The 13,243-nt window shown below is 60.1% G+C and carries 13 protein-coding genes; 8 read left to right on the top strand and 5 right to left on the bottom strand.

The window, feature by feature from the left end:
- Positions 1-172: 172 nt before the first annotated feature.
- The 8 genes from ACMDB8_RS13770 to ACMDB8_RS13735 all read left to right on the top strand — a co-directional run bounded on the left by ACMDB8_RS13770 (position 173) and on the right by ACMDB8_RS13735 (position 7,314).
- A complete protein-coding gene (locus tag ACMDB8_RS13770) occupies positions 173-850 on the top strand; it encodes a thermostable hemolysin (RefSeq protein ID WP_223541169.1) in 678 nt (225 codons plus the stop codon).
- A complete protein-coding gene (locus tag ACMDB8_RS13765; protein WP_409079227.1) occupies positions 840-2,321 on the top strand; it encodes an AMP-binding protein in 1,482 nt (493 codons plus the stop codon). Before ACMDB8_RS13770 ends, ACMDB8_RS13765 begins: the two co-directional genes overlap by 11 nt.
- Positions 2,318-2,992 (top strand): TenA family transcriptional regulator, encoded by a 675-nt coding sequence (locus tag ACMDB8_RS13760; RefSeq protein WP_056724967.1) that lies wholly within the window; start codon positions 2,318-2,320, stop codon positions 2,990-2,992. Before ACMDB8_RS13765 ends, ACMDB8_RS13760 begins: the two co-directional genes overlap by 4 nt.
- On the top strand, positions 2,979-3,788 hold the full coding sequence (locus tag ACMDB8_RS13755) for an SDR family oxidoreductase (RefSeq protein ID WP_056724965.1): 810 nt from the start codon (positions 2,979-2,981) through the stop codon (positions 3,786-3,788). The genes ACMDB8_RS13760 and ACMDB8_RS13755 overlap by 14 nt, the downstream gene beginning before the upstream one ends.
- Positions 3,785-4,429 carry a tetratricopeptide repeat protein gene (locus ACMDB8_RS13750; protein ID WP_056724963.1) on the top strand — a complete coding sequence of 215 codons (645 nt, stop codon included), beginning with the start codon at positions 3,785-3,787 and terminating at the stop codon, positions 4,427-4,429. The genes ACMDB8_RS13755 and ACMDB8_RS13750 overlap by 4 nt, the downstream gene beginning before the upstream one ends.
- An 11-nt stretch (positions 4,430-4,440) precedes the next feature.
- Positions 4,441-5,103 (top strand): response regulator, encoded by a 663-nt coding sequence (locus ACMDB8_RS13745; RefSeq protein WP_056724962.1) that lies wholly within the window; start codon positions 4,441-4,443, stop codon positions 5,101-5,103.
- Positions 5,100-6,467: a sensor histidine kinase gene (locus ACMDB8_RS13740; protein WP_223541172.1), complete on the top strand. Its 1,368-nt coding sequence runs from the start codon at positions 5,100-5,102 to the stop codon at positions 6,465-6,467. The genes ACMDB8_RS13745 and ACMDB8_RS13740 overlap by 4 nt, the downstream gene beginning before the upstream one ends.
- A gap of 145 nt (positions 6,468-6,612) precedes the next feature.
- Complete coding sequence (locus tag ACMDB8_RS13735; RefSeq protein ID WP_056724958.1) at positions 6,613-7,314, top strand: response regulator; 702 nt, start codon at positions 6,613-6,615, stop codon at positions 7,312-7,314.
- On the opposite strand, the gene ACMDB8_RS13730 is transcribed toward ACMDB8_RS13735, so the two are convergent.
- From ACMDB8_RS13730 to ACMDB8_RS13710, 5 genes are all read right to left on the bottom strand, one after another.
- Positions 7,311-8,801: a sensor histidine kinase gene (locus ACMDB8_RS13730; protein ID WP_409079228.1), complete on the bottom strand. Its 1,491-nt coding sequence runs from the start codon at positions 8,799-8,801 to the stop codon at positions 7,311-7,313. The genes ACMDB8_RS13735 and ACMDB8_RS13730 overlap by 4 nt on opposite strands.
- A gap of 201 nt (positions 8,802-9,002) precedes the next feature.
- Positions 9,003-9,128, bottom strand: a complete 126-nt coding sequence (locus ACMDB8_RS13725; protein ID WP_263291638.1) for a hypothetical protein — start codon at positions 9,126-9,128, stop codon at positions 9,003-9,005.
- 92 nt (positions 9,129-9,220) lie between these two features.
- Positions 9,221-10,486, bottom strand: coding sequence for an MFS transporter (locus ACMDB8_RS13720; RefSeq protein ID WP_056724954.1), 1,266 nt, complete (start codon positions 10,484-10,486; stop codon positions 9,221-9,223).
- Between the two features lie 51 nt (positions 10,487-10,537).
- Positions 10,538-11,608, bottom strand: coding sequence for a sugar phosphate isomerase/epimerase family protein (locus ACMDB8_RS13715; protein WP_056724952.1), 1,071 nt, complete (start codon positions 11,606-11,608; stop codon positions 10,538-10,540).
- A gap of 112 nt (positions 11,609-11,720) precedes the next feature.
- A complete protein-coding gene (locus ACMDB8_RS13710; RefSeq protein WP_056724950.1) occupies positions 11,721-13,229 on the bottom strand; it encodes a PLP-dependent aminotransferase family protein in 1,509 nt (502 codons plus the stop codon).
- Positions 13,230-13,243: the final 14 nt, after the last annotated feature.

The following is a 13,243-nucleotide window of genomic DNA, read 5'->3' as shown; positions in this document are numbered from 1 at the left end:
CTTCACGCCTCTCGACCATTCGTCCTTCCCCCTTCGTATTTGTTGGTCAAAGTCCGTCATGACATGTCATGACGGACTGTCGCTCAAGGCGACAATCGTTTCGTCACCTTCAGACTTCGTTAAGAAATACCTTTGATACTTCTCCCCAATAGATCCGGGGAGATGTTTTTCAATGTCCGATTTCAACTGGAACCTTCAGTTGCCGCTGCACTTTGGCCTGACCGAAGCACAGCAGATGTATCTGGTCAGGGCCTTGCCGGACGCCCCCCAACGGGGCGCCTTCGAAGCCTTTATCCAGCAACGTTTTCGTAAGGCCCACGGTGCCGATATCCGCCATTTCATGCCGGAGCTGTTTGGCATGAGCGATGCGTCCGGCGCGCTTTGTGCGGTGGTCGGGGTACGTCTGGCGAGCACCGGGCCGCTGTTCCTGGAAGGTTATCTGGACGAGCCGATCGATCCGCTGATCAGTGCCGCGGCCGACCACACCGTAAGCCGCTCGGACATCGTCGAGGTAGGCAACCTGGCTGCCAGCGACACCGGCAGCGCACGGATGAGCATCATCGCGATGACCTACCTGCTCGCCATGGGGGGGTTGGAATGGGTCGCTTTCACCGGAAACCTGGGGCTGGTCAACAGCTTTCATCGCCTTGGCTTGAAGCCCGTGACCCTGTGTGCTGCCGACCCGGCGCGCCTGGGCGAGGACCGCCATGCCTGGGGCAGTTACTACGAAAGCAAACCCTGGGTTCATTTCGGCAATATCCGCTCCGGTTTCATTCATTTGCGCAACACTGGCCTGTTCAGTCGCCTGGGCTTGCCGACCTCCATTGAAGGGGACTGCCATGTCGCCTGAAATGGAGCGTTTCAAACAGGCCCTGCGTCATCATGCCGAGCAAAAAACCAATGCCATTGCCTTGTGGGGCGATCATCTGAAGCTGGACTACGCCACGCTGTATGCCGAGGTCATTTATCGCCAGCAGCGCCTGCGCGATGAGCAGGTCAGGGTGGTCGCCCTGGCGCTGGACAATGGCGTCGAAGCCATGCTGTGGGACCTGGCCGCGTTGTTCGAGGGATTGACCTGCGTGGCCTTGCCGCCTTTTTTCAGTCCGGCGCAACGCAAGCATTGCCTGGAGCAGAGCCAGGCCGAACATGTCATTGCCGAACCGCAACTGCACGACGAGCTGCAAGCGGCTGGGTATCAGAAGGACGGCGAGTTCTGGCTCCGTACCTTCAATGACCCGAACCGAATGCCTGAAGGCACCGCCAAGTTGACCTTCACCTCGGGTACCACAGGCACGCCCAAGGGCGTGTGCTTGAGTGCCGACAGCATTCTGCGGGTCGCTCGCGAGCTGCACCTGGCCAGCCAGCCCACCGACCCGCAACACCACCTGGCGTTGCTGCCGCTGGCCATTTTGCTGGAAAACATCGGTTGTTACGCCGCACTGTATGCCGGCGCTACCCTGAGCCTGCCCAGCCAGAAAGCACTGGGGATTCAAGGCGCCAGCGGTGCGGATGTGACCCAGCTGTTGGGGTGCCTGGCCAGCCGTTCGCCCCAGAGCCTGATTCTGGTGCCGCAGTTGTTGCTGATGCTGGTCAGTGCGGCCGAGCAGCAGGCTTTCGACCCACAGCATCTGCGTTTTACCGCCGTGGGCGGTGCCCGGGTCAGCGAAGATCTCCTGCATCGCGCCCAACGCGTGCGCATACCCGTCTATGAAGGTTACGGGCTGTCCGAGTGCGCGTCGGTAGTGTGCCTCAATCGCCCGCAAGCACAGCGCCCCGGCAGTGTCGGACGGCCATTGCCCCATGTGCAGATTCGCCTGGCGGACGACGGTGAAGTGCTGATCAAGGGTTCAACCTTGCTGGGCTATCTGGGAGAGCCGCCGCATACCGCCCAGTGGTGGCCCAGCGGCGATCTCGGCGAGTTCGACGCCGAAGGTTTTCTCTATCTCAAGGGACGCAAGAAACATCAGTTCGTCACCAGTTTCGGTCGCAACGTCAACCCCGAGTGGGTGGAAGCCGAATTGACCCAGCGTGGGCCCATCGCCCAGGCCTTCGTCTATGGCGAGGCCATGCCTCACAACCATGCGCTGCTCTGGCCCCATCGCCCGGACTGCACCGACGAACAACTGGCCGCCGCCGTAGCCCAGGCCAACGAGGCTTTGCCCGAGTACGCCCACATCCATCACTGGAGCCGGCTAGACCAACCCTTCACTGCCACCAACGGCTTGCTCACCGCCAATGGCCGGCCCCGCCGTGACGCCATCATCGAACGCTACCGGGGGCAATTGGCCGAATCTGCATTTTCCGAGGAATCCGCACCATGAGTTTTTTTGACAGGCTGCAACAAGCCACCGAGCAAGAACGCAATGAACTGTTCAACCTGCCGATCATCCGTGATGCGCTGCAGGGCGAAGTCAGTCTGGAAAGTTACCGGGCGTTTCTGGCACAGGCCTATTACCACGTGCGCCATACCGTGCCATTGATGATGGCCTGCGGTGCGCGCCTGCCGTTGCGCCTGGAATGGTTGCGCAAAGCGGTATGTGAATACATCGAGGACGAATACGGCCATGAACAATGGGTACTCGATGACATTCAAGCCTGCGGCGGCGACAGGGACGCTGTACGCGACGGGCGCCCGTCATTGCCGATCGAGTTGATGGTCAGTTTCCTCTACGACCTGATCGCCAGGGACAATCCGGTGGGATTGTTCGGCATGGTCAACGTGCTCGAAGGTACGAGCATCGCCTTGGCCACCCACGCCGCCGGCAGTATTCGCCAACGCCTGGACTTGCCGGAAAGCGCTTTCAGCTACCTCAGTTCCCACGGCTCGCTGGATATCGAACATATGCAGACCTACCGTCGACTGATGAACAGCCTTGAAGACCCGGGCGACCAGGCCGCCGTCATTCACGCCTCCAAAGTGGTGTACCGGCTCTACACCGATATGTTTCGTGGCTTGCCGCGTAACGGGGAGAGCCTGCATGCGCCTGTCTGAAGCTCGCGTCGTGTTGACCGGTGCCAGCGGCGGCATCGGCCTGGCCATCGCCACCGCACTGTGCGCCAGTGGTGCCCGGGTGCTGGCCGTGGCTCGGCATCGGGAACCCTTGGTGCCGCTGCTTGAGCTTTATCCCGGTAACCTGAGTTGGGTCCGCGCGGACCTGACGCTGCTCACCGACCGCCGCGAGGTATTGGCGCGGGCGCAGGGCATCGGCGGCATCAACCTGCTGATCAATGCCGCCGGGGTCAACCATTTCGCCATGCTCGAACAACTGGACGACAGTGAAATCAATTCGATGCTCGCGGTGAACATTGGCGCGCCGATGTGCCTGACAAAACTGATGTTGCCACTGCTCAAGCAAGCCGACAGTGCCATGGTGGTGAACGTCGGTTCGACCTATGGCTCCATTGGCTACCCCGGCTACGCCAGCTACTGCGCCACCAAGTTTGCCCTGCGCGGGTTTTCCGAAGCCTTGCGTCGAGAGTTGGCAGACACCCGGGTCAGTGTGCTTTACGTCGCCCCGCGAGCGACCCGTACCAGCATGAACAGCCCGCAGGCCCAGGCGCTGAACGATGCGCTCAAAGCCAATGTCGACGATCCGCAAACCGTGGCGGCCGCGGTGATTCATGCCATTGCCGGTGAACGTCGCGACTTGTACCTGGGCTGGCCCGAGCGTTTTTTTGTACGCCTGAACAGCCTCCTGCCCCATCTGGTGGACCGTGGTTTGCGCAAACAATTGCCGCTGATCCGCCGCCTGAGCCAGAAACCCGACCAGGAGAATCCCGAACCATGAAAAAGATCATCGCTTGCCTGCTGCTTGGCGCCTTGAGCCAGAGTGTCTGGGCGCTGGATGCTGCCGACCAGCAGCGTCTCAACAGTATCCAGCAAAGCTGGGCGCACATTCAGTACGAGTTACCCGAGGGGCAACGAACCGCGGCTTTTGAAAAACTGGCCGCCCAGGCTTCGAGCTTCAAGCAGGAACGCCAAACGGTGGCCGAGGCCTGGATCTGGTCCGGCATTGTCACCAGTAGCTGGGCGGGCGCCCAGGGGGGACTGGGTGCGCTGGGCAAGGTCAAGGATGCCAAGGCCGACCTGGAAAAAGCCCTGGCCCTGGACCCCAAGGCCCTGCAAGGCTCAGCCTATACCAGCCTGGGGGCGCTCTATGACCGCGTACCCGGTTGGCCCATCGGTTTCGGCGACGCTGACAAGGCCGAGCAGTTGCTCAAGCTGGCATTGCAAATGAACCCCAACGGCATCGACAGCCTGTACTTCTGGGGCGATCACCTCTACCGTCAGAAGCGTTATGTCGAAGCCAGGGCTGCGCTGCAAAAAGCCTTGCTGGCTGCGCCTCGACCTGGCCGCGAGAGCGCTGATGCCGGGCGCCGCAAGGAGATCGAAACGCTGTTGGTGGACGTGAACAAGAAACTTGGCTGACAGGAGACCCTGTGCGTTTATTACTCATAGAGGATGACGTGGCACTCGGCGAGGGCATTCATCAGGCCCTCGGCCGTGAAGGTTATACCGTCGACTGGTTGCAGGACGGCAACAGCGCCTTGCACTCGTTGCTCAGTGAAATCTTCGATCTGGCGGTGCTCGACCTTGGCCTGCCTCGCATGGACGGTCTCGAAGTGCTCAGGCGCTTGCGCGACAGCGGTTCCAACCTGCCGGTGTTGATCCTGACCGCGCGCGATGCCACCGAAGACCGCATCGCGGGCCTGGATGCTGGCGCCGATGACTACCTGATCAAGCCTTTCGACCTGGCAGAACTGAAGGCGCGCATACGTGCGTTGCTTCGGCGCAGCGCCGGGCGTGGACAATCGCTGATCGAGCACGCCGGTATCAGCCTGAACCCCGGCACCCAGCAAGTGAGCTACAAAGGCGAGCCGGTGGCCCTGACACCCAAGGAGTACCAGTTGCTCCACGAGTTGCTCTCGCCACCGGGCCGGGTAATGACTCGCGACCATCTGATGCAGTTGTTGTACGGTTGGAACGAAGAGGCCGAAAGCAACACCCTGGAAGTGCACATCCATCACCTGCGCAAGAAGTTCTCCACCGATCTGATCCGCACCGTCCGTGGTATCGGGTACCTGGTGGAGGAGCGTCGATGAGTTCGATCCGGCGTCGCACCCTGGTCCTGATCATCGGCCTGATGCTCGCCGGCCTGGGCGTGATCAGCGTGTTCAATCTGCACGACAGCAATCACGAAATCGCCGAAGTCTATGATGCCCATCTGGCCCAGAACGCTCGCCTGCTGCAAGGGGTCATGCGCATGCCCATGGTGAGCAAGGACCATGCGGACCTGTACAAGGCTTTCAACCAGGCCCTGAACGAGGCGACGCCCAGGGCCGAAGGGCATCCGTATGAAACGAAGATTGCGTTTCAGGTATGGAACGCCAGGAACGAAGTGCTGGTACATACGGCCAGCTCTCCGTCCTTCAGCACACCGCCGGTCACACCAGGCTTCAGCGATGTAGTCGATCTGAACAATCGGCTTTGGCGCGCCTTCCTGCTTGAAGACAAGCAGAACAACCTGCGCATCTGGGTGGGTGAACGGGACGACGTGCGAATGGACCTGGTGGACCGGATCGTACGCCACACGCTGTGGCCCAATATCCTGGGGAGTCTGTTGCTGGCCGCCATGATCTGGCTGGCCATCGGCTGGGGATTGAAGCCGCTGGTCAACATGGCTGCAACGCTGCGGGCCCGCAAGCCCGGCTCGCTCGAACCCCTGCAATTGACGCCGCTACCCACTGAGCTTGAGCCCATGCAGGCGGCCCTCAATCGCATGCTCGCGCAAATTCAGGAAGTCATGGGGCGCGAGCGACGCTTTATCGCCGATGCCGCCCACGAAATGCGTACACCCCTGGCCGTGCTCAGGATCCACGCGCAAAACCTGATGGAAGCGGGGAGTGAAGAGGATCGTCGCGCATCGCTGGAATTCCTGATTGCCGGTGTGGACCGTACCAGTCGACTGGTCAATCAATTGCTGACGATGGCTCGTATTGAGCCTGGAGCAGGGACTGAACCGCCTGCATCTATTGATCTGGCCAGCACCGTTCGCGACAGCCTGGTCCAGTTGACGCCCTGGTTGCTGAGCAAGGGGCTGGAACTGGTTTTTGAAGTCAGCGACGACATCATCCTTGCCAGAGTCGACCCGGCCGCGATCGATATTGCCTTGAACAACCTGGTGACCAATGCGGCGAATTTCTCCCCTCGGCATGGCGTGATCACTGTAAGGCTGGTCGAGAAGGAAACCCGCTACGAACTGTCTGTCGAGGATGAGGGCCCGGGCATCAACGAGCAGGATCGCGATCGGCTTTTCGAGCGTTTCTACAGCCGCGGAAATGATCAGGGTGCAGGGTTGGGGCTGACCATCGTCAAGGCCATTGCCGATCGCTTTGGTGGGCAGGTCAAACTGGAGAACCGCACCCCTGGAGGGTTACGCGCGACGTTGGAAATCCGTCGCTTTTGACGTTGTTCCTGGTTTTGCCTGGTGCAACGTCCAGGGGAGCGATTGTTGGTCGGATGAAAACATACGACTGGTGACCGGCGTGCCCCCGGGTTCCCTGCTATTAATCAATGAATGTTCGAATGCTTATCCGTTCGGGAGCCGCGTCATGAGTCCATCCATTCGCATCGGCATAGTCGACGATCATCCGATGTTACGTGAGGGCGTTGCCAATACGTTGAGAAAACGGGCGGATCTTCAGGTCGTGGAGCAGGGCGCCAATGCGCAGGATGCCAGGGATATCGCCCAGAGGGTGTACCCGGACGTGATGCTGATGGACGTCAATATGCCGGGGGATGTGTTCGCCGCGGTGCGCTTCATTTCCACTGAACTGCCGGATGTGAAGGTGCTGATGCTGACGGTTTCGGAGTCTGAAGATGACGCCTTTCTGGCACTGGATGCTGGCGCGCGCGGGTATGTGTTGAAGGGTGTCAGCGGACCGGACCTGATCCTGGCGATCAGGTCGGTTGCCAAGGGTGAGACCTATATCACCCCCGAGTTTGCCAACAAACTGCTGAGTAACAGCAAGAAGCACGAGGCGCAAACGCCCAACTTTGATTTGACCCACCGCGAGGAGGAGGTCATTCGAGAAGTTTCAAAGGGTCTGACCAACAGGGAAGTCGCGACAAGGCTGTCGATCAGCGAAAAAACCGTCAAGCACCACATGGGCTGCGTGATGCACAAGCTGCACGCCCGAAATCGTGTCGAAGCGGTCACGGCTCTACGGCGTTATTGGGAGCGTGAAGCTGTCGGGCGCCTTCACAACGGTGAGGGGAAAACCCCAGTGGATGCCCACAGCAGCTCTGACTAAAGCTTGAACTGTGCATTGACCGACGTACCCGAGGCGCTGGAGTCGATGCTGAACAACCCGCCCAGGGATTCAACGCGATAACGCAAACCGGCGAGTCCCAATCGGGTTCTGCCGGATGTATCGAGCAGCATGGCGTCCTGCGCCATGCCCGGACCACCGTCCCTCACGCTGATGTTCAATACCTCATCAACGTATTGCGCACGGATGACCTGGCCTTCGCCGTTGGCATGACGGAAAGCGTTGTTGAGGGTTTCTTGCACAAAACGGTACAAGCAGAGTTTGAGCGGCAGTGGCGCGGCCTCCGGTAGCCGCCCCATGGTTAATGTGACCCGGGTGCCAGTGCGTTGCTCGTGCCGTTGCGCCACCAGTTGCAACTCTTCCTCCAGGCTCAGGTCGTTGATTTCCGGAAGCGCCAGGCCTCGTGATAAATCGCGGACCTCGCTCAATGCGTCGGTGGCGGCGCCACGAATGGTTTCCAGCGACTCCTGATCGACAGCGGAGCAGTTTTCGGCCAGGTCGTCGAGACGGATCAGAATCAAGGTCAACAGCTGCGCCGGCCCATCGTGCAGGTCTGCACCAATGCGCCGCAAGGTGAGTTCGTTGATCCGGGAAAACTCCTGGGTAGCCGTCGCCATCTTGTGCTGGAGTTCGGCATTGCTGAGATGCAGGCGGGTTTGCTCCTGCAACCGCATGCGCAGTGCCACTTGCTGTCGCAGGATAATCTTGTCACTGCGTCGCACGATGAAGAAGAGCAGCGTCAGCATCGCCAGTGTCGCGGTGCCTACGTCCACCCACACCTGCTGCCGGACGCGATTGATCTCGCGCTTGAGGCTATCGGCCTTTTCATAAAACTCGCCCACCGCAATGATATCTCCGGTGCGTGAGTCGCGAAGGGGCGCGTAGATCTCATAGAGCGGCATGTTGAGTTTGCGCTCGAACTCGTTCTCATCCTCCTCCTTCAGGTCTTTGAGGTCGGTAACCACATTGCCCTTGAGTGCCTCGGTGATTTCATCGAGTGGGAATTTGCGGTCAGTGATGGCTTTGTTCGTGCCGTAGATCACCGTGCCATCTGCTCGCCAGATCTTGATCGAAACAATGTGCTGTTTGAGCGAACGACTTTCCGCGAGGCGATCGAGGGACTGGACGCTGGCAGCCGAGAGGGCGTTGTCCCGGCTCATTTCCTGCACATAGGGCTCCAGAAACGTATCCATGTACTGAGCGGCAGCTTCTGCTGCGCTGTGCACGGCGGCGTTTTCTATCCGTTCACTCACCAGATTACCGACGAAGAACATGGTCAGCCCCAGGATCACTGCAGCGACAATGACAAACTGGGTCGAGCGACTGAGTTCGCGCGCCTGGCCCCCGATGCGAGTGCGCCTGATGCCATTGCCAGCCACTTCGCAAACAGGGGCTGGTTCGCCCGGGGACTCAGTCTCCTGCGCGGTAAACGCCTGGTTTTTTGATTCGGCTCTTGCATCTTTTTCCATCGGCCTGATTCCGTGATCATCGTGATATGTCGGTTGGAAACCCTGCAATTCGATGGATATCCGGAGATTGGCTGTGGGCGCCATGCCCATGACTGACAGTAGTTCACTGTATAGCGATCCGACGCCCGCCTTGTGCAATTTCAGGCAAGGCGTTATGCCGTGCGTCAGTTCAAGCTGGCCGCACCGCCAGGATTTGTTCGATCAGCCACGCCAGCACCGGCTCATGTTGGCGTTGCGCCAGATGCACTCATCGGGGTGGAACGAGCCGACGTCGAGCGGCAATTCGAACACCTGCAGCGGCAACAGCTGCGCGAACCGAATGGCCAACCGGGGAAGCCGTTTTCGCATTTTGATGGCTACGCCGTGCGGCGGTAACCGAGAGACTCCGGTTACCGCCGCGCTGCATTCACTGTCTATGTTCAGGCTTGCGCGGCGCTGACCTTGCCAGTGATCGTGGCATTCTTGCGGACCGCTTGATACAGCAGGCTGGACACCATGAACCCGACAATGGCCAATACGCTCATCAACGAGAACACGTAGTTGTAGCCTTGTTGACCCGGGAAGTGGTCAAGGATGGCGCCATAGATGACGTAGGCAAACATGCCGGGTGCATAGCCGATCAGGCAACCGATCCCGAAGGCTGAACCGGTGATGTGCTGGGGAATGCCGACTTCACCCATGGGGGCCCAGAACACGCCGCGCATGGAAAACACAATCAGCGCGAAGGAGAGGGTGGCCGCCATGCCTGCGTAGATGTAATCCGGGCTTTTCGGGATGAGCATGATGACGCCCATCAGCGGCAACAACGCCAGGAACGCCCACTTCAGATAGCGGCTGGAACTCTTGAACTGTTTGTCGGCGATGAAGCCACCGGCGGGGCCGCCCAGGATCTTGAGGAAGTACTGGTTGATGATGCCGTAGGCGCCCACCAGGGCCACGGGCAGTTCGTACATTTCCTTGAGGTAGGGAATGAAATAAGTCAGGCCGCAGTACACGATGTAGACCATGAACACATTGAGGCTGACCAGCCAGATGCCCGGCACCTTGATGGCCTCGAGCAGGTTCGACAACCCGTTCTTCGGCTTGACGGTCGACTGGGTTTTGCCGCTCTTGAGCAGCAGCCAGGTCAGGGTGCCGGCAAGAATGTCGATGACCGAGTAGAAGAGGATCGCCGACTTCAGACCGTTTTCACCGGAGCCCATGGCGACGAAGACGCCCAGCGCAGAGAAGGCGACCAGGGTATCGATGACGCCACGCCCGCCTTCGAGCAGGCCGAACAGGCGCCCCTGTTCCTTATCGTCGCCCAGGTTGCGGATGGCTTTGAGCAGCGAAGGCCAAAAGAGGCAGTCGGCACACACGGCCAGCAGGCAGAACACCACCAGCAGATTGCTGAAGGGCGGAAAGGTCGCCAGGTAGAGCCCGAGGCCGCCGGTACCGATCAGGCCCAGGGGGATCAGCTTGCGCGTGTCGTAGCGGTCGGCGAGCATGCCGCCCACCACGAACAGCGCCGTGGCGATGATGGCGTTGGCACTCAGCAGCACGCCGATTTCAGTGTGGGACAGCCCCATGAATTCTTGCATGGGGATGTAGAAGGCGTCTTTGAGATTCGCCAGCTTGTAGATGGTGCCACCACCGAGGATGAGAATCAGGAATCTGAGCCATTTGGCCTTGTCTTGGGATGTCATTATTGTTCTCCAGGCTTGATTGGGTAGGCAGTGCCGATGGGCACGTCAGGTTCAGGCGTCAGGGCATTGGGCCAGGGTCAACTCGGCCAGGGTGCGGAACTCGGCCAGCAGGCCTCGTACGTAGGCCACCTGGTTGTTTGCCCAACGATGCTCATCGGCCAGCATTCGCTCCAGCGAGAAGCCTTCCGGCAGCGCTGTTTCACTCATTTCCCGGTATGCAATGAACGGGTCGGCGGCTTCGTCGAGCTGGCGGAACGCCGGGGCGACGTAGTGGTTTTCCTGCTCGAGAATGAAGGCGATCACCTGTGGGGTTGATTCGCCGAGCATCAGCAATTCGAACAGCATGCGTGCGCTGGGCAGGTCGTCTTCGTCACTGCCTTGCAGCACACCGTAATGCCCGAAGCCGTTTTGCTCAGGCACGATGCGCACACCCTTGAGGTGGGTCTGGCGTATGTGCGGGGCCAGGGTGCGCAGTGCCGCAAGGGGCTGTTCGCAGGCATTGATCATGTTGCCGAAATCAAACAGGGCATGCAGCCGAGGGTGGTTCAGCCGGTTCAACAGTTGCGCGATCTCGCCGCTCTTGAGTTCCTCATGCTGCTCGAAGTCGAAGAACAGGTCGTGCTCGTCTGCCTGTTGCGCGAGGTAGTGCAGGTCTGACTCGATCACGTCCATGACCCGGGACAGCGCCCCTTCGTAGCGTGAGTAGACACGGATGTTGCGGGTGCCCAGCGCCTTGGCAATGGCGATCACTTGATCGACATCTTTTTTCAGGGTGCTGCTGATTTCCAGATGCACGTCCAGCCCGAGTGCATTGGCCTTGGCGGCGAACGCCTGAAGCTGCGCGGCTGTCATTTGACTCAGACTGTTTTCCTCACCGTCTAGCAGGTGCAGGCTCAGGCCCTGCAGTTCATGGCGATAGGCAAAATCCAGCAGGTCGCCAGGGGTGACACGGCCGTGGGTCAGGTTGGTCAGCAAGGGATAGGCATGGGCAAACAGGCGCAGTTGCGCCAGTCGGTCGAGCAACTGGCGGGCCAGCGCCTCGTTCAGTAGGGGCGGAGCCTCGGCCTCGACAGCCTTATGGCTGAGCAAGGCGTTGAATCGTTCCTGGATCTTATTGTTCATTCGAGTCGTTCCTGGTTCAGACACCGGGTCTACCGGCGCAGCCTTTATCGCGCCAGTCAGGAACTCTCGATAGATCCATTATCAGTTAATTCATAAGGCCACTTGCCTTGGGTCAAGTGGCCGGTTGCAGGTAGCCCATTTTGTCCAGGGCCTGGGCCAGCGCTTCGACGCGCGCTTGAGCCTGGTCCTCGGGGGTGCTGGCAAAGCCGATCAGCAGCGCCGGCGGCAAGACGTGTTCGACCCAGTAGTCGCTCAGGGGATAGGTATGAATGCCATGCTCGCCAAGTTCCCTGGCCAGGGCATCGTCATCGAGATGCGCGGGTAACCAGGCGATCAGGTGCATACCGGCTTCCACTGGCGTGATCCTGAAGAAAGTCCCCAGGCGTTTGTGCAGGTGTTCCACCAGTGCCTGCTGGCGAGCCTGGTACAGGGCGCGCATTCGACGAATATGGCCGAGAAAGTGGCCTTCGCGCATGAAGTCCGCGGTGACGGCCTGGAGCAGGGTGGGCGGGCTGCGATCCATGACCGCCCGCAGGGTGCAGAAGGGTTCGATCAAGGCGTTCGGCAGTATCACGTAACCCAGTCGTAGCGAGGGGAAGAGCACTTTGCTGAAGGTCCCGGCGTAGATGACCCGGGCCCATTGGTCCATGGCATAGAGTGCCGGCAGCGGGCGGCCGTTGTAGCGAAACTCGCTGTCGCAGTCGTCCTCGATGATCCAGCTTTGATTCTGGGCGGCCCAGTCGATGAGTTCCTGGCGCCGCCCATAACTCATGGTGATGCCCAAGGGATGCTGGCGAGAAGGTGTGGTAAACACCAGGCGAGCGTCAGGACACACAGCCAGGCCTTGCCGGACATCGATCCCCTGTTTGTCGATACGCAACGGCACGACCCGGCCACCCTGGGCCTGGAGCGCAATGCGCGCCGCGATATGCCCCGGATCCTCCATCCAGAAGCTGTCCTGCGGGTTGAGCAACAGCATGCCCAGCAGGTTGAAGGCTTGCTGGGCGCCGGACACGATGACCACTTGATCGGCAGTGCAATCAATGCCACGGGCATCGAAGACGTACTCGGCAATCGCCTCGCGCAGGGCCAGCAATCCCTGCAATTCTCCATAACCGAGCATGGCCTTGGTCGGCTTGTGCAGGTGGCGGTTCAACAGGCGCTTCCAGACCGATTGCGGGAACGCATCGTAGGCGCTGTGACTGGGCAGGAACGAGGTCGGGCTGCCGGTCGCCCAGCCGGCATAGGAAACACCGCGGAAATGATCGCTGCGCAACGACAGCATGGACTGGCTCAGGTCGGACAGGCGAGGGGGCTGGCGCTTGTGCTCATCGTCGTCGATACCGCGGCTCTCCCATTCATGCCCCACATAGGTCCCGGCCCCGGTCCGCGACGTCAGGAAACCTTCGGCAATCAGCTGATCGAACGCATTGAGAATGCTGATTCGCGACAGCTGCAGTTCCTTGCTCAGGGTCCGGGTGGAGGGCAGGCGCACGCCGCCCTGAATCCTGCCGCTGAGAATCTGTTTGCGAATCTGCAAGTAGAGTTGGCGGTACAAGGGGATGGAGCTGGCACGGTCCAGTTCGATACCTGACAACAGCAAACCTGCGGAGGATTTCATTTTTGGTTCGTCTG

Origin of the sequence: Pseudomonas monachiensis (assembly GCF_047345015.1) — a bacterium.
Classification (GTDB): Bacteria; Pseudomonadota; Gammaproteobacteria; order Pseudomonadales; family Pseudomonadaceae; genus Aquipseudomonas; species Aquipseudomonas monachiensis.
This window is presented reverse-complemented; position numbering and strand designations above follow the sequence as displayed.

Bases quoted from the DNA above. Each gene is read 5' to 3' on its own strand.
- ACMDB8_RS13735 (WP_056724958.1), top strand. From the start codon at position 6,613: ATGAGTCCATCCATTCGCATCGGCATAGTCGACGATCATCCGATGTTA.
- ACMDB8_RS13765 (WP_409079227.1), top strand. From the start codon at position 840: ATGTCGCCTGAAATGGAGCGTTTCAAACAGGCCCTGCGTCATCATGCC.
- ACMDB8_RS13710 (WP_056724950.1), bottom strand. From the start codon at position 13,229: ATGAAATCCTCCGCAGGTTTGCTGTTGTCAGGTATCGAACTGGACCGT.
- ACMDB8_RS13750 (WP_056724963.1), top strand. From the start codon at position 3,785: ATGAAAAAGATCATCGCTTGCCTGCTGCTTGGCGCCTTGAGCCAGAGT.
- ACMDB8_RS13730 (WP_409079228.1), bottom strand. From the start codon at position 8,801: ATGGAAAAAGATGCAAGAGCCGAATCAAAAAACCAGGCGTTTACCGCG.
- ACMDB8_RS13715 (WP_056724952.1), bottom strand. From the start codon at position 11,608: ATGAACAATAAGATCCAGGAACGATTCAACGCCTTGCTCAGCCATAAG.
- ACMDB8_RS13720 (WP_056724954.1), bottom strand. From the start codon at position 10,486: ATGACATCCCAAGACAAGGCCAAATGGCTCAGATTCCTGATTCTCATC.
- ACMDB8_RS13760 (WP_056724967.1), top strand. From the start codon at position 2,318: ATGAGTTTTTTTGACAGGCTGCAACAAGCCACCGAGCAAGAACGCAAT.
- ACMDB8_RS13755 (WP_056724965.1), top strand. From the start codon at position 2,979: ATGCGCCTGTCTGAAGCTCGCGTCGTGTTGACCGGTGCCAGCGGCGGC.
- ACMDB8_RS13770 (WP_223541169.1), top strand. From the start codon at position 173: ATGTCCGATTTCAACTGGAACCTTCAGTTGCCGCTGCACTTTGGCCTG.
- ACMDB8_RS13740 (WP_223541172.1), top strand. From the start codon at position 5,100: ATGAGTTCGATCCGGCGTCGCACCCTGGTCCTGATCATCGGCCTGATG.